General features: G+C 66.2%; 17 protein-coding genes. 6 read left to right on the forward strand and 11 right to left on the reverse strand.

The features are described 5' to 3' along the window. Positions 1-13 precede the first annotated feature (13 nt). From FPZ54_RS10615 to FPZ54_RS10660, 10 genes are all read right to left on the reverse strand, one after another. Positions 14-1,489: a flavin-containing monooxygenase gene (locus FPZ54_RS10615; RefSeq protein ID WP_145847044.1), complete on the reverse strand. Its 1,476-nt coding sequence runs from the start codon at positions 1,487-1,489 to the stop codon at positions 14-16. 97 nt (positions 1,490-1,586) lie between these two features. After that, positions 1,587-3,404 (reverse strand): hypothetical protein, encoded by a 1,818-nt coding sequence (locus tag FPZ54_RS10620; protein WP_145847046.1) that lies wholly within the window; start codon positions 3,402-3,404, stop codon positions 1,587-1,589. Between the two features lie 173 nt (positions 3,405-3,577). Further along, entirely contained in the window at positions 3,578-7,786 is a 4,209-nt protein-coding gene (locus FPZ54_RS10625; protein ID WP_145847048.1) for a translocation/assembly module TamB domain-containing protein, read from the reverse strand. After that, positions 7,786-9,960 (reverse strand): autotransporter assembly complex protein TamA, encoded by a 2,175-nt coding sequence (locus FPZ54_RS10630; RefSeq protein WP_145847050.1) that lies wholly within the window; start codon positions 9,958-9,960, stop codon positions 7,786-7,788. The genes FPZ54_RS10625 and FPZ54_RS10630 overlap by 1 nt, the downstream gene beginning before the upstream one ends. 74 nt (positions 9,961-10,034) lie before the next feature. Further along, complete coding sequence (locus FPZ54_RS10635; RefSeq protein ID WP_145847052.1) at positions 10,035-12,131, reverse strand: malate synthase G; 2,097 nt, start codon at positions 12,129-12,131, stop codon at positions 10,035-10,037. 86 nt (positions 12,132-12,217) lie between these two features. Continuing rightward, positions 12,218-12,670 carry a MarR family winged helix-turn-helix transcriptional regulator gene (locus tag FPZ54_RS10640; RefSeq protein ID WP_145847054.1) on the reverse strand — a complete coding sequence of 151 codons (453 nt, stop codon included), beginning with the start codon at positions 12,668-12,670 and terminating at the stop codon, positions 12,218-12,220. Between the two features lie 213 nt (positions 12,671-12,883). After that, positions 12,884-14,191 (reverse strand): MFS transporter, encoded by a 1,308-nt coding sequence (locus FPZ54_RS10645; protein WP_145847057.1) that lies wholly within the window; start codon positions 14,189-14,191, stop codon positions 12,884-12,886. An 11-nt stretch (positions 14,192-14,202) separates the two neighbouring features. Next, positions 14,203-14,997: a 2-keto-4-pentenoate hydratase gene (locus FPZ54_RS10650; RefSeq protein ID WP_145849722.1), complete on the reverse strand. Its 795-nt coding sequence runs from the start codon at positions 14,995-14,997 to the stop codon at positions 14,203-14,205. Between the two features lie 65 nt (positions 14,998-15,062). Beyond that, on the reverse strand, positions 15,063-16,502 hold the full coding sequence (locus FPZ54_RS10655; protein ID WP_145847059.1) for a mannitol dehydrogenase family protein: 1,440 nt from the start codon (positions 16,500-16,502) through the stop codon (positions 15,063-15,065). Next, on the reverse strand, positions 16,499-17,971 hold the full coding sequence (locus FPZ54_RS10660) for a UxaA family hydrolase (RefSeq protein WP_145849724.1): 1,473 nt from the start codon (positions 17,969-17,971) through the stop codon (positions 16,499-16,501). The genes FPZ54_RS10655 and FPZ54_RS10660 overlap by 4 nt, the downstream gene beginning before the upstream one ends. Positions 17,972-18,045: 74 nt before the next feature. Between FPZ54_RS10660 and FPZ54_RS10665 the strand changes: the two genes are divergently transcribed. From FPZ54_RS10665 to FPZ54_RS10690, 6 genes are all read left to right on the forward strand, one after another. Further along, complete coding sequence (locus tag FPZ54_RS10665; protein WP_145847061.1) at positions 18,046-19,065, forward strand: LacI family DNA-binding transcriptional regulator; 1,020 nt, start codon at positions 18,046-18,048, stop codon at positions 19,063-19,065. Between the two features lie 140 nt (positions 19,066-19,205). Continuing rightward, positions 19,206-20,645, forward strand: coding sequence for a glucuronate isomerase (gene uxaC, locus FPZ54_RS10670; RefSeq protein ID WP_145847062.1), 1,440 nt, complete (start codon positions 19,206-19,208; stop codon positions 20,643-20,645). 143 nt (positions 20,646-20,788) lie between these two features. Beyond that, positions 20,789-21,442 carry an RpiB/LacA/LacB family sugar-phosphate isomerase gene (locus FPZ54_RS10675; protein WP_145847064.1) on the forward strand — a complete coding sequence of 218 codons (654 nt, stop codon included), beginning with the start codon at positions 20,789-20,791 and terminating at the stop codon, positions 21,440-21,442. A gap of 62 nt (positions 21,443-21,504) precedes the next feature. Continuing rightward, positions 21,505-22,260, forward strand: coding sequence for a 2-dehydro-3-deoxy-D-gluconate 5-dehydrogenase KduD (kduD, locus tag FPZ54_RS10680; RefSeq protein ID WP_145847067.1), 756 nt, complete (start codon positions 21,505-21,507; stop codon positions 22,258-22,260). A 124-nt stretch (positions 22,261-22,384) separates the two neighbouring features. After that, complete coding sequence (locus FPZ54_RS10685; RefSeq protein ID WP_145847069.1) at positions 22,385-23,410, forward strand: sugar kinase; 1,026 nt, start codon at positions 22,385-22,387, stop codon at positions 23,408-23,410. Positions 23,411-23,427: 17 nt separating this feature from the next. Next, on the forward strand, positions 23,428-24,954 hold the full coding sequence (locus tag FPZ54_RS10690; protein ID WP_145849726.1) for a carboxylesterase/lipase family protein: 1,527 nt from the start codon (positions 23,428-23,430) through the stop codon (positions 24,952-24,954). Here the strand turns inward: FPZ54_RS10690 and FPZ54_RS10695 are convergent. After that, entirely contained in the window at positions 24,939-25,523 is a 585-nt protein-coding gene (locus tag FPZ54_RS10695) for a TetR/AcrR family transcriptional regulator (protein ID WP_145847070.1), read from the reverse strand. The genes FPZ54_RS10690 and FPZ54_RS10695 overlap by 16 nt on opposite strands. Positions 25,524-25,569: the final 46 nt, after the last annotated feature.

Consider the following 25,569-nt stretch of genomic DNA (forward strand, 5'->3'; position numbering starts at 1 on the left):
CTGCGCTGGATCGCTACGCCGGTTCGCGCGCCCGCGCTGGTTCGGGGTTCGAGAATTCCATTCCTTCGTCGATCCCCCCGAATTTGAGGTCGATCAGGTCGAGCGCGTAATTCTGGTGAACGCGCCAGGGCCGCTTGTCCCCCTGCTTCGGAAAGCGATCGATCGCGCGCTGGACATAGCCCGAGGTGAAGCTGAGGAAATCCTCCTGCTTCACATCGCCGCCGATGCGCGGGGTCACTTGGCGCATCCCGCGCTTCTTCATCGCGTTGAGCAGGCGGCAGACATAGGCACAAGTCAGGTCGGATTTCAGCGTCCAGCTGGCATTGGTATAGCCGAAGGAGGAGGCGAGGTTGGGGATGTCGGAATACATCATCGCCTTGTACCCCAGCGACTTCGCCGGATCGACGCGCTGGCCATCGACGGTGAAGGGAATGCCGCCCATCAGCTGCATGTCCAGCCCGGTGGCAGTGACGACGATGTCCGCGGGGAGCAATTCGCCCGACTTGAGACGGATGCCGTCGGCTTCGAACCGGTCGATATGGTCGGTCACCACCGATGCCCTCCCCTCGCGGATCGCGGCGAACAGATCGGCATCGGGGACGAGGCAGATGCGCTGGTCCCAGGGATTGTAGCTGGGGGTGAAATGGGTCGCGACGTCATAGTCCGCACCCAATTCGTCGCGGACCATCTGGACGATTCGCTCCTTGGTCTTTGCCGGTTTCTTGCGCGCGATCCGGTAGAAGAATTGCTGCATCCCGACATTTTTGAGCCGGGTCAGGCGATAGGCGAGTTTGGCAGGCAGCTTGCGCCGCAGCCAGTTGGCGATGCCATCCTCGCTGGGGCGCGAGACGATATAGGTGGGCGAGCGCTGGAGCATCGTCACATGCGCTGCGGTCTTCGCCATTTCGGGGACGAGGGTGACCGCGGTCGCGCCCGATCCGATGACGACGACGCGCTTGCCCGCATAATCCAGTCCCTCGGGCCAGTGCTGGGGGTGGACGATCGTCCCGGCGAACGCTTCGCGCCCCGCGAACGACGGGAGGTAGCCCGCCTCGTAATTATAATAGCCCGAGCACATGAAGAGGAAGTTGCAGGTGAATTCCACTCGCTCCTTCTCCGGCCCGCGCTCTACCGTCACCGTCCAACGCGCATCGGGGGTCGACCAGCTCGCGGCGACGACGCGGTGCTGGTGACGGATATGCCGGTCGATGCCATGTTCGCGCGCGGTTTCGTCTAGATAGTTCAGGATCGTCGGGCCGTCAGCGATCGCCTTGGCCTCGGTCCACGGTTTGAAGCTGTAGCCCAGCGTGTACATGTCGCTGTCCGAGCGAATGCCCGGATAGCGGAACAGGTCCCAGGTCCCGCCGAGTCGTTCACGCCCCTCCAGGATCACATAACTGCGATCGGGGCAGTCGCGCTGGAGGAAATAGCCCGCGCCGATCCCGGAAATCCCGGCACCCACCACCACCACGTCGAAATGCTCGGTCATTGGTCTCTCCCGATGCCGATACTTACATTTGTGTAAGTTAAGCGCAATGGGGAGCGATCGAATACGGCGGGGGTTAGTGAACGATTGAGGTCAGCGCTCAGTCGCGCATCCGCGACAGTTGCCAGTTGGCGGAGACGAGTTTTGTGAAGATGTTGCGGTAGCTCCTCGCCAAGCGCTGCGCGTTGGCATCTACCGCGCTGCGCGCGGTAAGTTCATTTGCGCGAAGACCGGCGTCCGCGAGCAGCCTACGGGCCGTTTCCGGTTCGCCAGCGCGAAGGAAGAATTGTCCTGCGCGCGCGGTTTCGGTGATGCGTATCGGATCCGTCGGACCCAATGACGTTGGGAAGAGTGAGCCAACAGCAGCAAAGCGTGCTCTCGCTCCCTCGATGTCACCTGCGTTTCCGGTCGCTTCGGCCGCCTTGCTTAAACAGGTCAGAATGTTGATCTGAAAGCTCTCGGCAGTGCGATTGAAGGTCTCTGCGCAAAGGTCGAACTGTTCGACGCCTTCTCTGAACCGGTTTTGACGCGCATAAGCTTCGCCGAGGAGGTGATGGGTCACGGCTGTGTTCGGCCGATAATAGTCCCCCTCCAGTTTCTGCCAGATGGCAAGGGCAATCAATGCGTGCTGTTCGGCGTTCCCTTCGCCCGTTTCGAGGGCGATATCCGCGCGCTGCAAGGCGATGTTCGCAACACTCGTGGGATCGTCGAGCCGATGCTGTTCAAGCAATCGGCTGGCCTGTTTGGTATAGGCCAACGCCTCTCCATAGCGCCCCAGTTTTCGGAGCAGCACGGAAAGACTTATCGATGCACGCGCAATCAAGAGCGGATTCTGAGCGGCTTCGGCAGCCTTCAAGCCCACGCGGCTAAGTTCCTCGGCTTTATTGATCAAGCCGAGCCCTAGGGCTTGTTTAGACGCTTCATTTATGACGATGAACCGGCGTCGACCGGTAATGGCAAGGTTGAGCTCAATGGCTTCGATATAGTTTTCGAGCGCCTGCTCGCCGAGACCGATCATGTCGAGCGCACCCGCGAGCGACTCGAGGGCTCCAGCTTCCTCTTCCCCGCCCGGTGATCTGGCGCGAACCTCTGCGAGATTTCGCTCATAAAGATCGCGAACCCGGGCCGGTTCACCTAGCGCGATCGCGGCAGCTGCAAATGCCCCTCGGGCCCGGTCCAGCAGTTCGCTGTTCTCCTCAAGTCGGGGATCGATAGCAAGCAACAGACGCTCTAAAGATTCAATCGCCTCGCGCTGTCGACCGAACTTCGAGATCATGATCGAGCGGTTCAATATGGACCAGGCCAGGCGCCTCGCTGCTGCGTCGCTGCCATCATCTTCAAGCGCGAGATACGCATCATAATAGGGCAGTGCTTCGGCATCGCGACGCGCCATGAACAGCAACTTGCCCAAATGGTAACCCCAATTCGCGAGCAGCCGCGCGCGGTTGTGTTCGGGTTCGTGAATTGCTGCCAGAGCAATGGCCTGGCGCAATGCGGTCTCGGCCTCTGCATCCTGGCCTGCGCTACTGAGAATGCGGTATTGGGAAAAATATGCAGTGGCCAGGTAAATCGGGTCGGGATCGACACGGCGCGCCGCAACTGCTTGGCCGATTAACTCGATGGCCTCCCCGAATTGTTTTTGCTCGGACGCGAGCAACGCGACACGTTCCAGTGCATGTATTGTCAGCCGATGGGTATCGCCGAGTTTTGCCCGCCTGATCGAGAGAGCCTCGCGCGCAAGCTCCCCCGCGCGGGACAGCTCCCCCGCATCCCATTCCTCTGTCGAGTTCCGGTAGGCTGCGAGTGAGCGCGCAATTTCAGGGTCATTTTCGTCGAATTTGATTTCCTGCGCCCAGGTTGGCGGGGCAACGATGAGTGCGGCGAAGAGCATGATGACGATGTGAGCGAGAACCCGCATCGCAATTGGTTAGGCTCTTCGGCAGCGAGCGGAAAGGCGTCAATTCTGACAGTTGGCGACATCCCAGGATTGGCACGCGAGCATTGGCCGATGGTCGACCTCAGGTCGCTAGCGAGATGAGGGTCTTTGAGGAAACCAGCTGAAAGCAGCCAGGCGGCTCGGCCGATCAGCCCTCAATAATCCTTCGAATATTTCAACCCCGCCCGCGAACCCCCGAACGACCCCGTCGCCGACAGGAGGCTCAACGCACGCGTCAGCGCGATCTCCAGCTGCACGGCCGTGAAGCCGCGCGCATCGGTGATGATCTCCACATAGATGTCATCGGTGAGATACTGGCCCGCCGCCAGCGCCATGCCACGACCGGTGGTATCGTCTTCGCCCAGGATGCGCAGGCGGTCGATGCCCGCCGCAGACCGCAGCTGGCCGAGCGGGTTGAGCCCGCCGCCCGATCCGCGCAGCGAGTTGAGCGCGGCGGCGAGCTGGATCGCTTCGGTCGCCGACAGGTCGGTCACGGTGCTGCCGAACAACAGGCGCGCGAGCACCTCGTCCTGCGGCAGCGTGGGGGTGGAGGTGAAGGCGATGCGCGGCATCTGGCCGGTGCCGGTGATGTTGATGATCGCGGTCACGCCCTCTGCCGTGGTGCTGGCGGCGATGTTGATCGTCGGGTCGGCGAGCGGCCCGCCCTCGAAGCTGACGATGCCGCGGGTCAATTCGAACCGGCGGCTGGCAAAGCTGTACGTGCCGCGCACCACGCGCGCCTCCCCGGTGACGATCGGCGCGGCGGAGGTGCCGGTGACCTGCATCCGTGCGCTCCATTCGGATTCGAGGCCCATGCCGCTGACGAACAGACGGTTGTCGGCGACGACGCTGACATCGAGGCGGAAAATGCCGGCGGGCTTGACGCGCGTCGGACGCTTGCCGTCGTCGGTCAGCTCGCTCTTGCGATAGACGCCGCTGAGCTCGGGCACCTCGGCCGCGCCCTGGCGGATGATCTGGTAGCGCGCTTCGGGGATGATGATTCGCCCGGCAATCAGCCCGCCATCGCGGTCGTTGGTGATGCGCAGCTGTCCTGTCGCGGTGGCGCCCAGCGCATTGCTGCGGGCCAGGCGGGCGTTACGGAAGCGGACTGTCAAGTCGAGGGGGAAGCCCTGTTCGGCCGAAAGCCCGACCGTGCCCGCGCCGGAGAGGCGCCCGTTCCCGGCCACGGCGGCGAGTTCGGTGATTTCGAGCGAGTCATTGTCGAACCGCCCGTTGACGGTCATCTGCGACAGGCGGGTGCCCCAGGTTTCGTTCTCATAGACCAGTTTTTCGCCGCGCAGCTGGCCGGTCAGTTGCGGCGCGCGCACCTGGCCGGAGAAATTCGCGGCAACGGCGACGGGGCCGGACAGGCTCTGATCGGCGAACCCCGCCATCGAGAACAGCACCGCCGAGGGGCCATTATAGCGGATGCCGCCCGACAGCGGCGCGGCGAGCAGACGGGTGGTCCAGCTTCCCGCGCCCGGGCCGAGCGGCTGAAGCGTCGCCACCATGCGCCCGATGGTGGTGTCGCCGCGCTTGATGAGCGCGCGCGCGTCGCCGCCATCGGGGAGCAGGCGACCGACAAAGGCGATATCGACCGGTGAGGAGACGCCGCCGAGGCTGGAGCGGGTGAAGTTGGCGACGTTCAGCCGCGCGATCGCCTGGGGGAAGGTGGCGTCGCTGGCCTGGCTGAAATCGAGCGCACCGGTGACGGTGCCGCCCAGCCCGGCGCTGCGCGACACCGCGTTGGCGATCGAGAGGTCGAGCTTGTCGAGGCGCGCCTGCACCTTCATCCCGTCGCCCCAGCTTCCTGCGAGGCGCATACTGCCACGGTCGAAATCGATCCGCGCGGGGGCGAGGGTGTAGGTCGACCCGGCGATGGCGATGCGCGCGGGTTCGGCCGTTTTGAAGCCGATATTATTGGCGCGGCCGGTGAGCGCGACGCGCCACAGATCGGGCTGGAACTGCGCATTGGCGGCAATTCGGAACGGGACGCCGGAAGACCCTTCGGCCAGCGCCTGGGCGCTGCCCTTGCCGCCGCGATAGTCGATCCTGGCGCGGGCGCGGGCCAGGGTGAAGGTGCCGCTGCGCAGGTTTGCGATCTGCGCCTCGCCGGTGATCGCGGGGGCATCGTCATACAGGATCGCGGTGCCGTTGATGATCGCGCGACCGATCGTCAGTTCGGCGTCGCCGGGAATGGCGGCGTTGCGCGCGGTCGCGCGGATCACGGCCTGCTGATATTGGCCGGTGGCGGACAGGTCGACGGTGCCGTCCAGACCCGATCCGGCGAAGGTCAGGTCGCCGTCGAACGGCCCGGCAGCGGTCTGGACGAGAGACCCCCGGATATCGGTGCCGGCGAAGCGCGCGCTGCGGACATCGACCGCGAGCCGCTGGCCGGTGCGGACCAGGACGTCGGCGGTGAACGGTCCGTAGCTGGTGTCGCCCTTTGCATCCACCGCATAGGCGGCGCCGTCGCCGCGAATGCGCGCCTCAAGATCGGCAAGGCCGACGCCGAGCCCGGGGCGCGGCGCGCGCAGATTGACGATGGGCCGGGACATGCTGCCCGAAACGCGCGCGAAGATCGGACCATAGGCGTTGGACCAGGCATCGGCGGTGAGCGCGAGCGGCCCGGCGGGGTCGTAGCGGCCCGAGCCACGAATCACGCGGAACTTGGGCGCCGCGACCTTGAGGTCGCTGAAGCGGAGGATGCCGTCGGGTCCGAAATCGAGCGAGACGCGGGCGATGGCGTTGCCGCCCAGGAAATTGCGCACCCCGTCGCTGAACAGCCGGGTGCTGCGCCCGACGATGCGGCCGCGTATCCCCCAGCCGCCCTGCGCCGCGGCATAGAGATCGGCGTCGGTCTCGACATTGACGATGCCGATGCCGTCGACCGTGTAATCGTTGACCCGGCCCTTGAGACCGGCGGTGTAGCGGCCGGTGCTCATATCGGCCGCGACAATCGCTGTGGCGTCGATGCGGTCAGATCGAATGCGCAGATTCTCCGAAAGGATCTGGTCGCCGGTGACGGCGAGGTCGCCGTTGATCGTGACGTTGGTGAGCAAACCGCCCGCCGCCGCGTTGAGCCCGGAAACGCGCGCCGCCTTTGCCTTGAGCGGGATCAGGATGCGGTCGGCACTCACCGTCGCCAGCCCCTCGGCATAGAGTCGTTCGACCACCGTCTCGCCAAAGCCCAGCGCGGCGGCTTGCAGCTTATAGTCGACCGTCGGGGTGGCGAAGGGGCCGTTGAGCGCGACCGCACCGATCACGGAGCGGCCGTTGAGGTTGGGGGCGATCGCGCCAGGGGTGAGCAGCATCGCCTCCACCCGGAATTGATCGAAGCGACTCTGGCCCAGGTCGATCGTGCCGGTGGTGGCGAGGGCCATCGCCTGCGAGCGCAGCCGCAGCCTTGTGTCCGCGCGGCGCTGGTCGAGCGTGGCGTCGAGCGCGACCTGCATCATTGGGCCCGTCAGCCGGGCGGCCGGCCCCTCCAGATACAGGTTCGGTCGGGCGATGCCGCGCACCTGAAACGCCCCGTTGCGTGCGGCAAGGCGGAGATTGGCGAGCTGGCCCTGGCCCAGCGTGCCGACCGCGCGGCCGCGCCAGTTGCTCCAGCTTCCACTGCCGTTGATACGCAGCGCGAGCGGCGCCTTGAGTTTGGCGAGACCAGCAACGAGGCCACCGACCGGCGCATTGAGGTCCGCGCGCAGATCGAGCTTGTCCTGATCGGGCACCGCGTCGAGCACCAGCGCGAGCCGGTCGCCGCCGGTACTGCCCAGCGTCTGCCCGTTGACGATCACGCGGGCGCGTTGATCCGCGATCGCGACCTCGCCCGCGAGCGTTGCGATATGACGCTGGCCCGCGACCGGGGCGTCGAGCACCAGCCGGTCGATCGCGAGGCGCCCGACATCGATATCGATGTCGGGCAGCATCGGCGCATTGGGATCACCGGGTTTGAGTTCGGGCAGGCGCGCGACGCGGACCAATGGGCTGGTGGCCGAACGGATATCGACATGATTGTTGAGAAAGGCAAAGGGCCGCCAGTCGAGCGCGATGCGCGGCGAGGTCGCGAACACGCCCTTGGGATCGCTGACCCGCACGTCGCGCAGCACCATCGCGCCATAGATCGACCCTTCGATCCGCCCGACGCGCACGTTGAGGCCCGAAGCCGTGGTGAAGCCCGCCAGCCGATCGGCGACGAAGCGGTGGCCGACCCCGGTATCGAGCAGCGCGACGATTGCGAGCAGCAGCGCGGCAACGCTCGCCAGTCCGATCCCCGTCCATTTGGCGGCGCGCTGCCACATCCGCCGATCGGCGCCGTCAGGCGCGGTTTCGGGTGCCGCGGGCGGGGGCGTATCCTCGGCCATCAAAATGCCTGCCCGATCGAGATATAAAGCGCGATCCGGGACTCGCCCGGCTTGCGCGCGATCGGCGTGGCGATGTCGAGCCGCATCGGGCCGAAATTGGTGTAGAAGCGTCCACCGATGCCCGCACCAAAACGGATATTGCTCAGTTGCGGCATCGATTCCTCATAGACCTGACCCGCATCGATGAACGGGACAATCCCGAAATTGCCGAACCGGTAGCGCGCCTCGATCGCGAATTCGTTGAAGCTGCGCCCGCCGATCGGCTTGCCATCGGGTGCGCGGGGGCCAAGTTCCTGATAGCCAAAGCCGCGTACCGACCCGCCGCCGCCCGCATAATAGCGCCGCGAGGGGGCGAGGTCGTTGCGATCGATCCCCTGAATCGTGCCAAACCGCGCGCGCCCGGCGATGACGATGCTGTCGGTCACGGGATAATAGGCCGTCCCCTCGACCATCGCGCGCCCATAGGGGCGGACGGCGCCGCGCACCGAAGTTTCGGGACTGAGGTTGAGCTTTACGCGCCAGCCGCGCGTCGGGTTGAGCAGATCGTCCGACTGGTCCCATCCAGCGAACAGCGGCAGCGCGGCGATGAAATAGGTGCCGCGCTCGCGCACGCCCTTGGTCAGGTCGAACCGGTCCTCGCTGGTCCCCACCAGCTCGACCCCATAGGCATAGGTCAGCTTCTTCTGCCAGATCGGGGTGGAATCATAGGAGACGCGCGCAGCGAGCGTGCCGGTGAGACCGGTGAACGCCTCCACGTCCGAACGCAGCGCCGAGGCGACGATCTGGAAGGTGCGGTCGCGCTGTCCGGCATTGGAGCGGCGGAACGTCGCCGATGCGCCCTGTTCCTGCGTGCCTGCGATGCCCGTCAGGATCAGCGCGCCTTCGGGCGGGAACAGGTTGCGGTGCGTCCAGCTGAGTTCGGCGCGCAGCCCCTGGCCGGTGCTGTATCCGGCTTCGGCGGCGAGCGTCCGGGCCGGCCCCTTGGTCTGGCGGACCAGCAGATCGACGGCTTCGGTGCCATCCGCGCCCACCTCCCCGGTCTTTACCGGCTCGACCGACACGGTGGAGAACAGGCTGGTCGCGATCAGCGCGTCACGCAGGTCATCGACCTTGCGGCTGTCGTACAGGTCGGTGCGGTCGAAACGGGTCAGCACTTCGATATGATCGGGGGCGAACACGGCGTCGCCCTCGGTCCGGATACCGCCGAAACGCGCGCGCGGCCCGATCGCGACGGGCAACGTGTAGTCGCCGGTGCGCGTCGTCTCGTCGAGCAATATGTCGCGCTGGCCGACTTCGGCGAAGGGATAGCCATTTTGCGGGAGCGCGACGCTGATCGCCGCCTCGGCCGCCTGGACGCGGATCGCGTCGATCGGCTCGCCGGACTTGAGCTTGAAATTGTCCGCGATCAGGCTGGGCGGCACCGTGGGATCCGCCTTGATCCGGATCGCGCCCAATGTGTAGAGCGGTCCCGGCACCGCCGCGACTGTCGCGGTCACCGGTCGCTCGCCATCCGGGGTCTGGTCGATCGTCGAGATGGCGGTCGCGTCATAATAGCCGAGCGACTTCATCAGCCGCACCGCCAGCCCTTCATCCTCGCGCGCCCGCGCGCCGATGATCGCGGCGTTGGCGGCGACGCCGTCGCCATCCTCCAGCGCAGAGAGGTCGTTGAAGCGATCCTCCAGCCCGATCTCGTCCAGCCCGGTGACGCGGGTGGCATAGCGGATTTCGACCGCCGCCCCGTCATTGGCGGCGACGGGTTCGGCGATCGGGGTGGTGTCGAATTCGGCAAGCGGCGTCAGGGGTGCGGCGATCTCAGCCTCCTCCCCCGTCGCATCGAAGGGCGGCGCATCCTCGATCGGCTCCACCGGCGCAACAGGCTCGGCAGGCGGCGCCATTTCCTCCAGCGGTGCATCCATGTCGTCGGACAACTGCGGCAGCGCTTCGGAAAACTCGGCGTCGGTGACGATCGGCTTCTCATCCTGCGCCTCGTCACCGGGGGCGCCCTCAACCTCCGGCGTTTCCGGTGCGTCGGCGGGCGCGCCCTGTCCGGGCTTGCCCGCGCTGCCATCGATCTGTGCGAAAGCGGCTCCGGGGATTAGCGCGCTGCTTGCCAGCAGCAGAATGAACAGCCTCACGCCCGAAATACCCCTGAACTCCCAATGGGATCGCGCCATTTACACACGGCACGTACCCCGACCGCTAGCGCAACGTGCCAGCGGGCGGAAGGTTCAACATGGTGTGCGGATCGTTAGTGCCGGGCCTTTGCGCGTGCGCGATACGCGTGGAGCAACGGTTCGGTGTAACCGCTGGGCTGGCTCACCCCCTCAAACACCAGCGCGCGCGCCGCCTGTAGCGCGAGGCTGTCGGGATTGTCCGCCATCGCGCGGTAGAGCGGATCGCCCGCATTCTGCGCATCGACCTTGGCGGCCATGCGCGCAAAGGCCGCGTCGATATCCGCAGCGGTCGCGACGCCGTGGAGCAGCCAGTTGGCCATATGCTGCGAGCTGATGCGCAGCGTCGCGCGGTCCTCCATCAGGCCGATATCGTGGATGTCGGGCACTTTGGAACAGCCGACACCCTGGTCGATCCAGCGCACGACATAGCCGAGAATGCCCTGCGCATTATTGTCCAGCTCGCGCGCGACCTCTTCCGGCGTCCAGTTGCGCCCCTGGGCAAGGGGGATCGTCAGCAGGCCGTCGAGGCCCGGCACCGCTTCGGCCGCAATCTGCTGCTGGCGCGCGAACACATCGACCTTGTGATAGTGCATCGCGTGCAGCGTCGCGGCTGTGGGCGACGGCACCCAGGCGGTGTTGGCGCCGCTCAGCGGATGGCCGATCTTCTGGTCCATCATATCGGCCATCCGGTCGGGCGCGGCCCACATGCCCTTGCCGATCTGCGCCCTGCCCGACAGGCCATGCTTGAGACCGATGCGGACATTGCGGTCCTCATAGGCCGCGATCCAGCGCGATGCCTTCATCTCCGCCTTGGGGATCATCGGCCCGGCGCGCATCGATGTGTGAATCTCGTCCCCGGTACGGTCGAGAAAGCCGGTGTTGATGAAGGCGATACGGTCACGCACCGCATGGATACAGGCGGCAAGGTTGGCGCTGGTCCGCCGCTCCTCGTCCATCACGCCCACTTTGATCGTGTGGCGGGGCAGGCCGAGCAGATCCTCGACCGCGTCGAACAGATCGTTGGTGAAGCCGCAATCCTCGGGGCCGTGCATCTTGGGCTTGACGATATAGATGCTGCCCGTGCGGCTGTTGCGGTGTTTGCCGAGGCCCTTGAGGTCGTGCAGCGCGATGGTGCTGGTGACGATCGCGTCAAGGATACCCTCGGGCGCCTCCTCCCCTTCGATCTGGATCGCGGGGGTGGTCATCAGATGGCCGACATTGCGCACGAAGAGCAGGCTGCGACCGGGCAGCGTCAGGTCGCTGGCATGGGGACGCCGATAGACGCGGTCGTCCGCCAGCGCCCGGGTCAGGCGCTTGCCGCCCTTGTCGAAGCTCTCGGTCAGGTCGCCGCGCATCAGGCCGAGCCAGTTGGCATAGGCCGCGACCTTGTCGTCGGCATCGACCGCCGCGATCGAATCCTCGAGATCGACGATGGTGGTGAGCGCGCTTTCGAGGATCACGTCGGCGATCCCTGCGGGGTCGGATGCGCCGATCGGATGGGTGCGGTCGACCACGATCTCGATATGCAGGCCGTTGTGCTGGAACAGCATCGTCTCGCCGCGCGATCCGACGAACTGGCCCGGATCGGCGAGCGGAAGGTCGCCGCCCGCGAAGTCGGCCCAAGACATGCCGGTCAGCGGCACCGCGTCGTCGAGGAACGCCTTGGCCGCTGCAATCACCTGCGCGCCGCGCTGCGCATCGTAGCCGCCGGGCTTGGCCGAACCGGGCAGCGCATCGGTGCCGTAAAAGGCGTCGTAGAGGCTGCCCCAGCGCGCATTGGCAGCGTTCAGCACGAAGCGGGCATTGAGCGCGGGCACGACGAGCTGCGGCCCGGCCATCGTCGCGATCTCGGCATCGACATTGGCGGTACCGATGGTGAAATCGCCGGGTTCGGGCACGAGATAGCCGATCTCACGCAGGAACGCCTCCTGCGCCGCGGGATCGGCGGCGCGCGCCGCCCCCCCCGCGCACCAGGTATCGATTTGTGCCTGAAGCGCCTCGCGCCGCGCCAGTAAGTCACGATTATGTGGGGCAAAGCGCGCGAAAATCTCGGCCGCGCCCGACCACCAGTCGTCGGCGGCGATGCCCAGCGGGGGCAGCACCTGTTCCTCCACGAACCGCACGAGCGGCGCGGCGACGGCGAGACCGGCGCGGGTCTGGGTGGCGGTCATGGAATCCTCCTGGCTAGCAACTGCAACTGCCCTGGGGAGGGAATGGACCGATTAGGCGAGGATGCCGCTCCTGATCAAGTCCGGGATCAGAATCCGGGCGAAATCGCCGCCGCCGCCGCTTCGACCCGTTCGAGCATCTTGCGAAGCTGCTCCTGTTCCGCGTCGGACAGGCTGGCGAAGATGCGCCGCTCGAACTCCAGCGCCTGAGGGGCGATCTGGCGGTAGAGCGCCCAGCCTTCGGGGCTGAGATCGAGCAAATGCGAGCGCTGGTCGTCGGGATTCGGTGTGCGCGTGACAAGGCCCCGCTCGTGCAGCGAGATCGCGGCCCGACTGACGGTCACCTTGTCCATCTGGGTCCGGCCACACAGCGCCTGCTGGCTCATCGATCCGAATTCGGCGAGCACCGTTACCAACCGCCATTCGGGAATGCGCAACCCGAAGCGCGCATGATAGGCGCCCGCGATGGTGCCGGACACGCGGTTCGAGGCGACCGAGAGCCGATAGGGCAGGAAAGCGTCGAGTTTGAGTGTTGCCGTCATAGGACAGTAAATGACGGGTTCGGACGGGGGATGCAATGCAACCTAAACTTCATTGCGCAAAAGCGACGGCCCGGGACAGAAACTGTCGCCGGACCGAGTTATCTCATAGTGTGCGGCACCGGCCCGCTCCCCCACCCGGCCACCCATAGGATGGTGAAGTTGGATGGCCGGGTGGGGAGCGGCCCGGTGCCGTTTCGGCGCAAGCTGAAAACCCTATACCGAAACGCGGGCAAGCCGTGGCGAGAGCAGGTGGATCGCCCCGACCGCGAGGAAATAGACGACGGTGCACGCCGCGAAGATCAGCGTGTAATTGCCATCGGTCGCGTCGAGCACCAGGCCGGTGGACTTGGCCATGATCATGCCGCCGACGCCGCCCGCAAAGCCGCCCAGGCCGATCACCGATCCCACCGCGCGCTTGGGGAACATGTCCGGCGGCAGCGACAACAAGTTCGTCGAAAAGGCCTGATGCCCGGCCAGCGCGACGCCGATCACGCACACCGCGACCCACATATTGTCGATATTGGTGACGAACAGCAGCGGCACGACACAGCAGCCCGCGATGATCATCGTCACCTTGCGCGCGGCATTGGGCGTCCAGCCGCCATGGATCAGCCGCGAGGACAGCCAGCCGCCGGCGATGCTGCCGACGTCGGAGAGCAGGTACATCGCGATCATCGGCAGCAGCACGAGTTTGAGATCGACGTCATAGGTGCTGGCGAAATATTTGGGCAGCCAGAACAGCATCAGGAACCAGACCGGATCGGTCAGGAACTTGGCGACCGCGAACGCCCATGCCTCACGCAGGCGAATGACGCGGCTCCAGCCGATCTTCTCCACCTGCTCGGGCGGGTCATGCTCGATCCAGGCAAGCTCACCCTCGCTCACCTTCCCGCTTTCGCGCGGGTTGCTGTAGAATTTGAGCCACAGAACGAGCAGCACCAGGCCGAACAGGCCCGAATAGATGAACGTCTCGCGCCAGTCGAAGCCGAGGAACACCATGAACAACCACAAGGTCGGCGCGGTCAGGATCACGCCGATCGTCGTCGCCGAATTGACCCAGCCGATCGCATAGGCCCGCTCCTTTTGCGGGAACCACTCGCTGCTCGCCCGGACGACCGAGGGGAAATGCCCCGCCTCGCCCACGCCCAGCACGATGCGCGCCGCCATGAAGGCCGCGACCGAGCTGGCAAAACCGTGCATCACATGGCCGATCGTCCAGACCGTGATGGCGATGCCATAGCCGATCTTGGGTCCGAACCGGTCGACCAGCCAGCCCATGAGCAGGAAGCCCAGCGCGTAGGCGAACTGGAATGCGGTGACGATGTTGCCATAGTCATTCTCGCTCCAGCCCATCTCCTTGCCCAGGTCGGGCGCGAGCAGGCCGAGCATCGTGCGGTCGATATAATTGACCGTGGTCGCGAAGAAGAGAACCGCGACGATCATCCAGCGAAAGCGGCCCGTTCTGGCCACGGGCGCCGTGCGGGGCGGGTCGCCGCCGCGATCGGCCTGCGTCGCGTTCATCCATTCTCTCCCTATCCGGCGGGTCTGGCGGCCTCGATCGTGCAGCTCACCCGCATGGTGCCGAAACTGGCAGTAACATTGGCGTTTGGCGATACTTCATGGACGCCGGTGACGGCGCCCGAGGAAATCCACTGGCCCGGGCGCAGCGCGATGCCGCGTGCAGCCATCGCCTCGAACAGGAAGCGGGCAGCGCCGATCGGGCCGTCCAGCATGGTGCGCGCGGTCGCCGCTCCCGCCTGGACTCCGTCGATCGTCAGCGTCACCGGCCAGTCGATAAAGCCAAGGTCGCGCCAGTCGGCAATCGCTTCGCCGACCACCAGCCCGTGATTGTTGCCGAAATCGGAAATGGTGACGAGCGGCCCGTGGCTGTTGATGCCGGGAAAGGGCGAACTGGCGATTTCCAGCCCGACATGAACCGCGTCGATCAGCGCGGCGGCTTCGTCCAGCGTGTAGTTCAACTTTGCGGGATCCGGCGCGGCGCCAATGCGGAGCAGGAATTCAGCCTCCGCAGCGCCAAAGCCTTCGCCGAATATCGGCATGGACGGGACCGTATCGATCCCGTCATGGACATGATCGACGAAAATCGGTCCGGCCAGGCGGTTGGTGCCGAGCTGAGCGTCGAGCGGCGGGTTGATCCGTCCGACCTTCCACCCCGCCACCTCGCCCCCTGCGAGCGCGATCGCCCGGTCCTGGATGCCATAGGCGTCGGCAAGGGAGGTCGGCGCGGCGCCGGGATATTCGGACAGACCGCGCGCATCGCGGCGAGCGGAGACAAATGCCTTCGCAATGACGTCCAGGTCGTTCATCCACCCCTCGCTCATCTTGTCGACGACACCGCTAATGGAAACCGGTGTCAATGACAAGACACCGGTTACGCTTTGAGCAGATTTGGGATGTCGTTGGCGAGAATCCGCTCCACCGCATGGGTCACGGCGCCCCGAAACGCGGCGTCATGCGAAAGTTCGGGGCGGAAAATCGCGTCAAACGCGAACAGGCGCTCGACCAGCTGTGCGGGCGTCGCCCCGCGCGCCGCATCGGCCAGCGGACCGGCCAGCGGATCGGTAATCGCCTCCCCCGAATCGGAACGGCGGGCGATGAAGACCATCCAGGCGGCGACCGGGATCGCCAGCCGCTCGACCGGCCGCCCCGCCTGCTTCGCCGCCGCGACCGTATCGAGCAGCCGATAGGGCAGCTTCTGCGACCCGTCCCAGGCGATCTGCGACAGCAGATGCCGGATCGCCGGATTGCGGAAACGCGTCAACACCGCCCGGACATAGGCGCCGTGATCGAGCCCGGCGACGGGATCGAGCACCGGCACGATATCCTGATGCGCCAGCCGTTCGGCAAAGCCCGCCAGGTCGCGCTGCGCCATCGCATCGGCGACGGTTTCGAGACCCAGCGCCAGGCCGAGATAGGCGAGGCTGGAATGCAGCCCGTTGAGAATGCGCAGCTTGGCGCGTTCATAGCCCCCGACATCGTCGGTCAGGATCGCGCCCACGGAGGCGAGGTCGGGGCCATTGCCCAGATCGCGCGCGCCGATCACCCATTGGGTGAACGCCTCACGCTGCACCGCCGCCTTGTCCTCCACGCCCAATTGCTCGGCGACCTGCGCGAGAAAGGCGTGATCGCTCGCGGGCGTGATCGAATCGACCATCGTATCGGGAAAGCGCACCCGATCGGCGATCCACTTCGCCAGATCGGGATCGCGCTCGCGCGCCAACGCAATCGTCGCGGCGCGCAGCTTGCCGCCATTTCCCGAAAGATTGTCGCAGCACAGCACCATGAACGGGGGCACGTCGCCCCAGCGCCGCGCGGCCAGCCCCTGCACCAGCCAGCCGACGAAACTGCGTGGTTCGCCGCCCTTTCGGTCGGCGACGATATCAGGATGGTTCATGTCGAGCGTGCCGTCGCCCGCGAGGCAATAGCCCTTCTCGGTCACGGTCGAAGTGACGAGGCGCACCTGCGGGTCTCCCAGCAGCTGGGCCAGCGTCGCACCGCCACCCGGGCCGATTCCCGCACGCTGCGCACCAATCACCCGCAGCGAGGGCTCGCGGTCGAGCACCGCCAGCGTATAGTATCCGTCCTGCGCCGCCAGCGCCTCGACCGTTCCCGCCGAACGGAGGGACACGGCGGTGATGCCCCAGCGTGGATCGCGCGCCAGCAGCGCGTCGAAATAGCTGGCCTGATGCGCGCGGTGGAATGCGCCCGGGCCGAAATGCAGCACCCCGCGCGAGATCAGGCCGGGGTCATAGGCGGGAAGCGCCACATTGTCTGGCAGATGCGCCAGCGTCTCGCGCGACAATCTCTTCAAAGCGTCACCCCCCGTTTCCAGATCGCGATCTCGCGTTCGTCGTTACGCTCGGCTGCGGTCGGTTCACCCGATGCGATGGCAAGGATCCGGTCGAGCAGCGCGTCGGCCGCGGAGTCCATCCCCGCCTCCAGCACCATCCCCGCGTCAAAGTCGATCCAGCCCGGCTTGCGCGCGGCAAGGTCGCTGTTCGACGCGATCTTGATCGTCGGCGCGGGGAAGCCGAGCGGCGTACCGCGGCCGGTGGTGAACAGGATCACCCCCGCCCCCGCCGCCGACAGCGCGGTCGACGAGACGGCGTCGTTGCCAGGCGCCTCCAGCAGAGTGAGTCCCCGCCGCCGCACTCGAGCGCCATAGTCGATCACATCGGTGACCACCGCCTGCCCGCCCTTTTGCACCGCGCCCAGGCTCTTCTCCTCCAGCGTGGTGATGCCGCCCGCGATGTTTCCCGGCGACGGATTCTCCGACACCGGCTCGCCATGGTCGAGGAAATAGCGTTTGAAGCGATTGACCAGCACGCCGACCGCATCGAATATGTCGGCATCCGCCGCGCGCGCCATCAGCAAGTGTTCGGCGCCGAAGATTTCGGGAATTTCGGTCAGGATCGCGCTACCCCCCGCGCCGGTCACCGCATCGGCCATCCGTCCGACCAGCGGGTTCGCGGTCAGTCCCGACAGTCCGTCCGATCCGCCGCACTTCACCCCCAGCACCAGCCGGTCCAGACCGATCTCCTCGCGCTTCACCGCGGCCGCGATCTCCGCCAGTTCCAGCACCGCCGCGACACCCTCGGCAATCTCGTCCGACGCTGCCTGCGCCCCCACCGTTCGCACCCGCGCCCGCGCGTCGGCAGGCAATGTCTCCAGCAGCGCCGATAGCTGGTTCGACTCGCAGCCAAGCCCGACGAGCAATACGCCGCCGGCATTCGGATGCTGCGCCAGCGCCGACAGGATCGCGCGCGTACCATCGAGATCGCCACCCAGTTGCGAGCAGCCGAACGGGTGGGCGAAGGCATGGACCCCGTCGATTCCCGGAGGCAGCGAGGACGCCGATTTCGCCGCGATCTTTTGCGCGGTGCGCCCGACACAGCCGACGGTGGGCAGCACCCAGATCTCGTTGCGGGTCCCCGCCCGGCCATCGGCACGTGGATAGCCGCGCCAGCGCAACGGCGAGGGGGCAACAGCGCGCGCGGCCATCGCAGCGCCGCTGTCATAGGCCGCCTCGCCCGCCAGTGCGGTGGCGACATTGTGGACATGGACATGCGCGCCCGGCGCGATCTCGGCGGTCGCCCGACCGATCGGAAAGCCGTATTTCACCACCGGATCGCCCGCCATATGGGCCCGAATCGCCAGCTTGTGGGCGCGCGGCACGGCGTCCAGCAGGGTGACGCCGAGCACGGTTTCGCCAGCAGCAAGATCGCGCAACGCAGTCGCCACGCTATCGCCGGGGTGGATTTGGAGAGCGGCAGGATTCATCATACAACTACCGGTGTCACTAGTTGATGCGACCGCGATTGGCTAGGGGTCGGTTGCACGCTATGCACTTGTATATGAAGAAATCGGCGCAGGCGACGATCAACGATGTCGCGCGGCTGGCGGGCGTATCCAAGAAGACGGTCAGCCGCGTCATCAACCGCTCCCCCCTCCTCAATGAGGAAACCCGCGAGCGCGTCGAGAAGGTGATCGCGGAAATCGGCTATGTCCCCAATCCCCAAGCGCGCGCGCTGGCACTGCGCCGCAATTTCCTGATCGGGCTGATCCACGACAATCCGAACCCGCATATGGTATTGAACGTCCAGCAGGGATTGCTGGAGGTGCTGCGCGATACCGAGTTCGAACTGATCGTCCACCCCGTCGATCGCGGATCGCCGACGATGCTCGACGATATCCGCCGCTTCCTCGAACGCCAGCGGCCCTATGGCGTCATGCTGCTGCCGCCGATCAGCGAGAATGACTCGCTCGCCGCGCTCTGCACCGAAATCGGCACCCGCTATGTCCGCATGGGATCGGCCGCGTTCGACGAGCCCGAACATATGGTCGCGTCCAACGACCGCGAGGTGGTGCGCGGCGCGGTCGGTCATCTGGTCGAGATGGGGCATCGCCGCATCGGCCTGGTCCTCGGCCCGCACGGCTTTCGTTCGGCGTTCGAGCGCAGCCAGGGCTATGAGGCGGCGCTGGAGGATGCGGACATCCCGATCCAGCGGACGTTGATCGCGCAAGGCGACTATACGTTCGAATCGGGGATGCGCGCGGCCGAACGCCTGCTCGACCTGTCGCCGCGCCCCACTGCGGTCTTCTGCTCCAATGACGCGATGGCCGCAGGGGTGCTGCACACCGCCCGCCAGCGCGGACTCGATGTGCCGCGCGACCTTTCGATCGTCGGCTTCGACGATACCACCATCGCCTCCTACCTCTGGCCCCCGCTCACCACCGTGCGCTGGCCGATCGCGACGATGGCGCGCGCGGCGGCATTGAAGTTGATCGGTGACGGAGAGGATGAAGAAAGCGCCGAATCGCTGTTCGTCTCGACGCTGATCCGCCGCGCGTCGGTTTCCACCCCGGCGGAGTAGCGCTCCCGCCCGAGAGCGGAATTGTGATAACGATCCCGACGCGCTCCTTGCGGGTCGCAACGCGCGATCCAAGGGAGCGGTTGGTTGAAAAATGATCTGACACCGGTTACCGGGTTGGCAAATATGTGAGAGGAAGCCCCGTGCACCCGCTGGCACTCGATCCCGACCGGTTGTTTCCTGCCGATCCCGGTACGCGGGGATTGGCGCGTGCGCTTTATGCGCAGGTCGCCGGACTGCCGATCGTCAGCCCGCATGGACATACCGACCCGGCGTGGTTCGCGTCCAACGCGGCGTGGGAGAATGCAACCGAGTTGCTGCTCGCGCCCGATCACTATGTCTTCCGGATGCTCTACAGTCAGGGCATCGACCTCGACGCGCTACGTGTGCCGCGCAAGGACGGCGTCCCGGCGACCGACCCGCGCAGCGCGTGGCGGGTGTTTGCGTCCAACTATCATCTGTTCCGCGGTACGCCGTCGCGCATGTGGCTGGACCATGTGTTTGCCGAAGTGTTCGGGATCGACCGGCTGTTGAGCGCCGATAGTGCGGACCATTATTACGACACGATCACCGATGCGCTTGCCACCCCGGCCTGTCGCCCGCGCGCGCTGTTCGACCGGTTCCGCATCGATTTCCTCGCCACCACCGAAGGCGCCGACGATCCGCTCGTTCATCATGCGGCGATCCGCGAGTCCGGTTGGAAGGGGCGCGTCGTCACCACCTATCGTCCCGATTCGGTGATCGATGTCGAGCATGAGGCGTTCGCGGGTGCGATGCAGGCATTCGCCGACCTGACCGGAGAGGACGTCCATAGCTGGTCCGGCTATCTCGCCGCGCATCGCAAGCGGCGCGCAGATTTCCGCGCGGCGGGGGCAACCGCGACCGACCATGGCTTTGCGACCGCGCAGACCGCCAATCTCTCAACCGCGCAGTGCGAAGCGCTGTTCGGCCGGATCGTCGGCGGGAACTGGACCCCCGCCGATGCCGAGCTGTTCCGCGCGCAGATGCTCACCGAAATGGCGAAGATGAGCGTCGAGGACGGGATGACGATGCAGATCCATCCCGGATCGTGTCGCAACCACAATGCCGCGCTGTTCCACAGTCATGGCCGCGACAAGGGCGCGGACATTCCGATGCGCACCGATTATGTCGGCGCGCTCAAGCCCATGCTTGATGTGGTCGGCAATGAGCGCGACCTGACGATCATCCTCTTCACGCTCGACGAATCGACCTATGCGCGTGAACTGGCGCCGCTCGCCGGCCATTATCCCTGCCTGCGCCTCGGCCCCGCCTGGTGGTTCCACGACAGTCCGGAGGGAATGCGCCGGTTCCGCGAAATGACGACCGAGACCGCCGGCTTCTACAATACGGTCGGGTTCAACGACGACACCCGTGCCTTTCTGTCGATCCCGGCGCGCCACGATGTCGCCCGCCGCGTCGATTGCGCCTTCCTCGCCCGCCTCGTCGCCGAGGGGCGGATGCAGGATTGGGAAGCCGCCGAACTCGCCACCGACCTCACCTCCACGCTGGTGCGCAAGGCGTACAAGCTCGATCCGGGTGCCCTGGAAGTCGGGACGGCCTGATTCAGCCATCGCAGCGCGGCAACCGCTCTTGAACTTTTACCTGACACCGGTTACCTGCAAATCATCATCATTTTCGCCTAGAATGAGGCGCAACCCGGCCGGAGTCGCCTGCCCGCGGGTCCCCCCAGAGAGGATTTGAAGCCATGAAGATCGCGCTGATTACCGAGAACAGCCAGGCCGCCAAGAACGGCATCATCCACGATGCGCTCACTACCGTTGCAGAGCCGCTGGGCCACCAGGTGTTCAACTATGGCATGTATTCGGCCGAGGACAGCGCCTCGCTGACCTATGTGATGAACGGCCTGCTCACCGGCATCCTGCTCAATTCCAAGGCGGCCGATTTCGTCGTCACCGGTTGCGGCACCGGCATGGGATCGATGCTCGCCTGCAACGCGATGCCGGGCGTGTTCTGCGGCCTGGTCATCGACCCGACCGACGCGTTCCTGTTCGGTCAGATCAACGACGGCAACGCCATCTCGATGCCCTATGCCAAGGGCTTTGGCTGGGCGGCCGAGCTCAACCTGCAGGACGTGTACCGCAAGCTGTTCGACGGCGAGCGCGGACTTGGCTACCCCAAGGAACGCGCCGAGATCATGCGCAAGAATCGCGGCATCCTGGCGGACCTCAAGGCCGCGACCTGCCACGACATGCTGACGGTGCTGAAGACTGTCGATCAGGACCTGCTGCGCGCGGCGGTGGCGGGCGAGAAGTTCGCCGAATTGTTCTACCCGAACTGCCAGGACGCGGCGATCGCCGACTATCTCAAGCAACTGACCGCCCAGCCCGCGCTCGCGTGATCGCCACCGCCTGACCATTCCCCTTCCCCCTCCCGCGCTATGGGCGGGGATCGGAGCCACGCATGACTCATCCCTTCGACCTTTCGGGCCGCGTCGCGGTCGTCACCGGCGCGAATACGGGCATCGGCCAGGGCATTGCCCTCGCGCTTGCCGCGGCAGGCGCGGACATTGCCGCGGTGGGCCGTTCCGCTGCGACCGAGACGGTCGAGAAAGTCCGCGCACTTGGCCGCCGCGCCGAGATCATCAGCGCCGACCTGTCGACGATCGAGCCTGTGGGCAGGATTGTGGACGAAACTGTGGATAAGCTGGGCGGGCTGCACATCCTCGTCAACAATGCCGGCATCATCCGCCGCAACGACGCGGTCGACTTCAGCGAGGAAGACTGGGATGCGGTGATGGACACCAACCTCAAATCGGTGTTCTTCCTGTGCCAGGCGGCGGCGCGGCACATGATCCCCAATGGCGGCGGCAAGATCATCAACATCGCCTCGATGCTGACATTCCAGGGCGGCATCCGCGTGCCGAGCTATACCGCGTCGAAGAGCGGCGTCGGCGGCCTGACCAAGTTGCTCGCCAATGAATGGGCGAGCAAGGGCATCACCGTCAACGCGATCGCGCCGGGTTATATCGCCACCAACAACACCGACGCGCTGCAAAAGGACGAGACGCGTAACCGCCAGATCCTGGAGCGTATCCCGGCAGGTCGCTGGGGCCAACCGTCGGATCTGGGCGGCGCGGCAGTGTTCCTCGCTTCCTCCGCATCGGACTATGTGCAGGGCCATATCCTCGCGGTCGATGGCGGCTGGCTGGCGCGGTAAACCCAACGCCGTCACCCCAGCGAAAGCTGGGGGTCTCGTGCGGCAAGCGCGCGAGTGCCGATGGAGATGCCAGCTTTCGCTGGCATGACGGTTTAGGCTAGGGCGCCCTCACCTTGACGCCCGAATGGAGATCGAATTGACCAACGGCCATATCGTTTGTTTCGGGGAATTGCTGCTCCGCCTGACCGCTCCGGGGCGCGAGTTGCTGATGCAGACCGGGAGCCTCGACGTGCATGTCGGGGGTGCGGAGGCCAATGTCGGGATCGGCCTTGCCAATCTGGGTCACCGCGTCTCGATGGTCAGCGCGGTGCCCGACAATCCGCTGGGACAGGCCGCGATCCGTTTCGTGCGGGGTCAAGGCGTGGACACGCGCAACGTCCAGCTGCGCGACGGGCGCATGGGCCTCTATTTCCTCTCGGTTGGCGCCGGGCTGCGCGCATCGGACATCGTCTATGACCGCGCCGCATCGAGCTTCGCCACCGCGTCCGCCGATGCATTCGACTGGGCCGCGATCCTGGACGGGGCGGCAATGCTGCACCTGTCGGGCATCACCCCCGCGCTCGGCCCCGCGACCGCACAGGCTGCCCTCGCCGCCGCGCGCGCCGCGAAGCAACTGGGCGTCGGGGTCAGCTTCGACGGCAATTACCGTGCGCGGCTGTGGGACGCGTGGGACAGCGATCCCCGCGCGATCCTGACCGAACTGGTCGGGCTTGCCGACACGATGTTCGGCAACCATCGCGACGTGTCGCTGCTGCTCGGCAAGACCTTCTCGGGCGACGGCGCGGATCGCCGCCGTGAGGCTGCCGAAGCCGCGTTCGACGCCTTCCCCAATCTTCAGCGCATCGCCTCGACCGCGCGCCATGTCGATGACGCCGACCGCCACCGCATCGCCGCCCGGGTTGATACGCGCGAGCGCGGCTACCAGACCGACGAGGTCGTGGTCGCGGGGATCGTCGACCGCATCGGCGGCGGCGACGCGTTCGCGGCGGGTATCCTCCACGGCGTGCTGTCGGGTCAGGATCTCGAAGGCACCGTCGCCTCCGGCCTCGCGCTGACCTGCCTCAAACATTCGCTACCGGGCGACGCCTCGCTGTTCGGGCAGCGCGACATCGACGCGTTCCTTGAAGGCGGTCTGGACGTGCGTCGGTGATTGGCCGGCGGACGCTGATGGGGGCGGGAGCGGCGCTGGCTGCCCTCCCCTCCGCCGCGTTCGCCAAGGGCGATCAGGTCGCCACCGGCACCACCGGTCGCTGGCAGGGCAAGGCTGATGGCGCGATCCAGGCGTTTCTCGGCATCCGCTACGGCAGCGACACCAGCCGCAGCCGCTTTCAGACCGCAACCGCCCCCGCGCGCCGCCGCGACACGATCCGCGCCACCGACTTCGCGGTGAACTGCCCCCAGCGCAGCGGCCTGCCCAATCAGGCCGAGGATTGCCTGTTCCTCAACGTCTGGACGCCGCAGGCCAACCCAAATGCGCGCCGCCCGGTCATGGTCTATTTCCACGGCGGCGCTTACTCCAACGGCACCGTCATCGAGCCACAAGTGTTCGGCGCGACGCTGGCGGAAAAAGGCGATGTCGTAGTCGTCACGGTCAACCACCGGCTCAACGCGCTCGGCTATCTCTACCTCGCCCGGCTCGATCCGCGCTTCCCCGACAGCGGCAATCTGGGGCAGCTCGACCTGATCCTCGCGCTCAACTGGGTGCGCGACAATATCATCGGGTTCGGCGGCGACCCCAATCGCGTGATGGTGTTCGGCCAGTCCGGCGGCGGCGCGAAGATCGCCACGTTGATGGGGATGCCTGCCGCCAGGGGCCTGTTCCACAGCGCCGCGACGATGAGCGGGCAACAGGTGACCGCGAGCGGGCCGTTGAACGCCACCGCGCGCGCGCGCGCGGTCCTCGCCAAGCTCAACGCCACCCCCGGCGACCTGCCCGACATGCCCGTGCGGCGGCTGATCGAGGGACTTTCCGCCGAAGATCCGATCCTCGGCGGCGGGGTCTATATGGGGCCGGTGCTCGACATGAAGTGGCTGACCCGCCACCCCTTCTGGCCCGACGCCAACCCGCTCGGTAACGGCATTCCGATGATCCTCGGCAACACGAAGGACGAAACTCGCGCCTTTGTCGACCCGAACAGCGAGGCAGTCCGCACGCTCGACTGGTCGAACCTTGCCGAGCGGATCACGCCGCAGCTGAAGATCGACGCACACCCCGAATGGGTCGTCGCTCAGTATCGCAGGCAGTTCCCCGACTGGAGCGCGCAGGACATTTTCTACGCCGCCACCACCGCCGGGCGCAGCTGGCGCGGACAGGTGATCGAGGCGGAAGAGCGCGCGAAAGCCGGCGTCCCCGGATGGGTCTATCAGCTCGACTTCCAGTCCCCCGTCGCGCCCGAACGCGGCGCGGCGCACACGCACGATATTCCGATGGTTTTCGGCACGATCGGCGCGGAGGGCACGGTCTCCGGCACCGGCCCCGGCGCCCAAGCCGTCTCGGCGGCGATGCAGCGCGCCTTCGTCAACCTCGCGGCCAAGGGCGATCCCAATGGCGCGGGCGTGCCGGACTGGCCGAGGCACACCCTGCCCGAACGCGCAACGATGATCTTCGACACGACCAGCCGCGTCGAGAACGACCCGCGCGAATGGCAGCGCGAACTGTTCGCCGGCATCCCCTATATTCAGCCGGGAAGCTGATCCTCCAGCACAGGCGCCAGCACCAGCCGGTCGAGCATCGCCGCCACATCGTCCGCCGCCGTCTCCGGCGCACGGTCGAGCCACCAGGTCAGGATCGTCAGCGTCGCGCCGACCAGATGCGTCACCGCCAGCTCGCGCGGCAGCCCGCCCGGCGTATCGGTCGGCGCGGCCATCGCCTGATCGATCGCACGCCGCGTGATCGTCTGGCGCATCGAATCCCCCGCCCCGGTCAGCAGCGCATGGGCCAGCTGTCGCCGCGCCGCGACTTCGGCGGTCAGCGCGCGCATCACCGCCAGCCCGTCGCGCGCGCGCAGTAGCGGCACCAGCAGCTCAAGCAATTCGGCGATCAACCCGTCGGCGACTTCGGTCAGTACTGCGGACAGATCGGGGTAATGGCGAAAGAAGGTCGCATAGCCGACCCCCGCACGCTCGGTCAGCGCCGCAACGCTGATCTCCGCAAAGGGTCGCTCGCCGACCAGCTCGATCAGCGCCGCACGGAGCGCCGCCCGCGACCGGACGACGCGCGCATCGCTTGAAACTGTCGCTCGCTTCGCTATTTTATGATCCATAGTGTATCATATTTCGGAGTTCGCTTGTGTCTGCCCAGCCGCAATC

This window comes from Sphingomonas suaedae (genome assembly GCF_007833215.1).
Lineage (GTDB): Bacteria > Pseudomonadota > Alphaproteobacteria > Sphingomonadales > Sphingomonadaceae > Sphingomonas > Sphingomonas suaedae.

What these genes read in the sequence shown, in the direction of transcription:
- FPZ54_RS10615 (WP_145847044.1), bottom strand. Translation starts at nt 1,489, where the DNA reads ATGACCGAGCATTTCGACGTGGTGGTGGTGGGTGCCGGGATTTCCGGG.
- FPZ54_RS10620 (WP_145847046.1), bottom strand. Translation starts at nt 3,404, where the DNA reads ATGCGGGTTCTCGCTCACATCGTCATCATGCTCTTCGCCGCACTCATC.
- FPZ54_RS10625 (WP_145847048.1), bottom strand. Translation starts at nt 7,786, where the DNA reads ATGGCCGAGGATACGCCCCCGCCCGCGGCACCCGAAACCGCGCCTGAC.
- FPZ54_RS10630 (WP_145847050.1), bottom strand. Translation starts at nt 9,960, where the DNA reads ATGGCGCGATCCCATTGGGAGTTCAGGGGTATTTCGGGCGTGAGGCTG.
- FPZ54_RS10635 (WP_145847052.1), bottom strand. Translation starts at nt 12,131, where the DNA reads ATGACCGCCACCCAGACCCGCGCCGGTCTCGCCGTCGCCGCGCCGCTC.
- FPZ54_RS10640 (WP_145847054.1), bottom strand. Translation starts at nt 12,670, where the DNA reads ATGACGGCAACACTCAAACTCGACGCTTTCCTGCCCTATCGGCTCTCG.
- FPZ54_RS10645 (WP_145847057.1), bottom strand. Translation starts at nt 14,191, where the DNA reads ATGAACGCGACGCAGGCCGATCGCGGCGGCGACCCGCCCCGCACGGCG.
- FPZ54_RS10650 (WP_145849722.1), bottom strand. Translation starts at nt 14,997, where the DNA reads ATGAACGACCTGGACGTCATTGCGAAGGCATTTGTCTCCGCTCGCCGC.
- FPZ54_RS10660 (WP_145849724.1), bottom strand. Translation starts at nt 17,971, where the DNA reads ATGAATCCTGCCGCTCTCCAAATCCACCCCGGCGATAGCGTGGCGACT.
- FPZ54_RS10665 (WP_145847061.1), top strand. Translation starts at nt 18,046, where the DNA reads ATGAAGAAATCGGCGCAGGCGACGATCAACGATGTCGCGCGGCTGGCG.
- FPZ54_RS10675 (WP_145847064.1), top strand. Translation starts at nt 20,789, where the DNA reads ATGAAGATCGCGCTGATTACCGAGAACAGCCAGGCCGCCAAGAACGGC.
- kduD (WP_145847067.1), top strand. Translation starts at nt 21,505, where the DNA reads ATGACTCATCCCTTCGACCTTTCGGGCCGCGTCGCGGTCGTCACCGGC.
- FPZ54_RS10685 (WP_145847069.1), top strand. Translation starts at nt 22,385, where the DNA reads ATGGAGATCGAATTGACCAACGGCCATATCGTTTGTTTCGGGGAATTG.
- FPZ54_RS10690 (WP_145849726.1), top strand. Translation starts at nt 23,428, where the DNA reads ATGGGGGCGGGAGCGGCGCTGGCTGCCCTCCCCTCCGCCGCGTTCGCC.
- FPZ54_RS10695 (WP_145847070.1), bottom strand. Translation starts at nt 25,523, where the DNA reads ATGGATCATAAAATAGCGAAGCGAGCGACAGTTTCAAGCGATGCGCGC.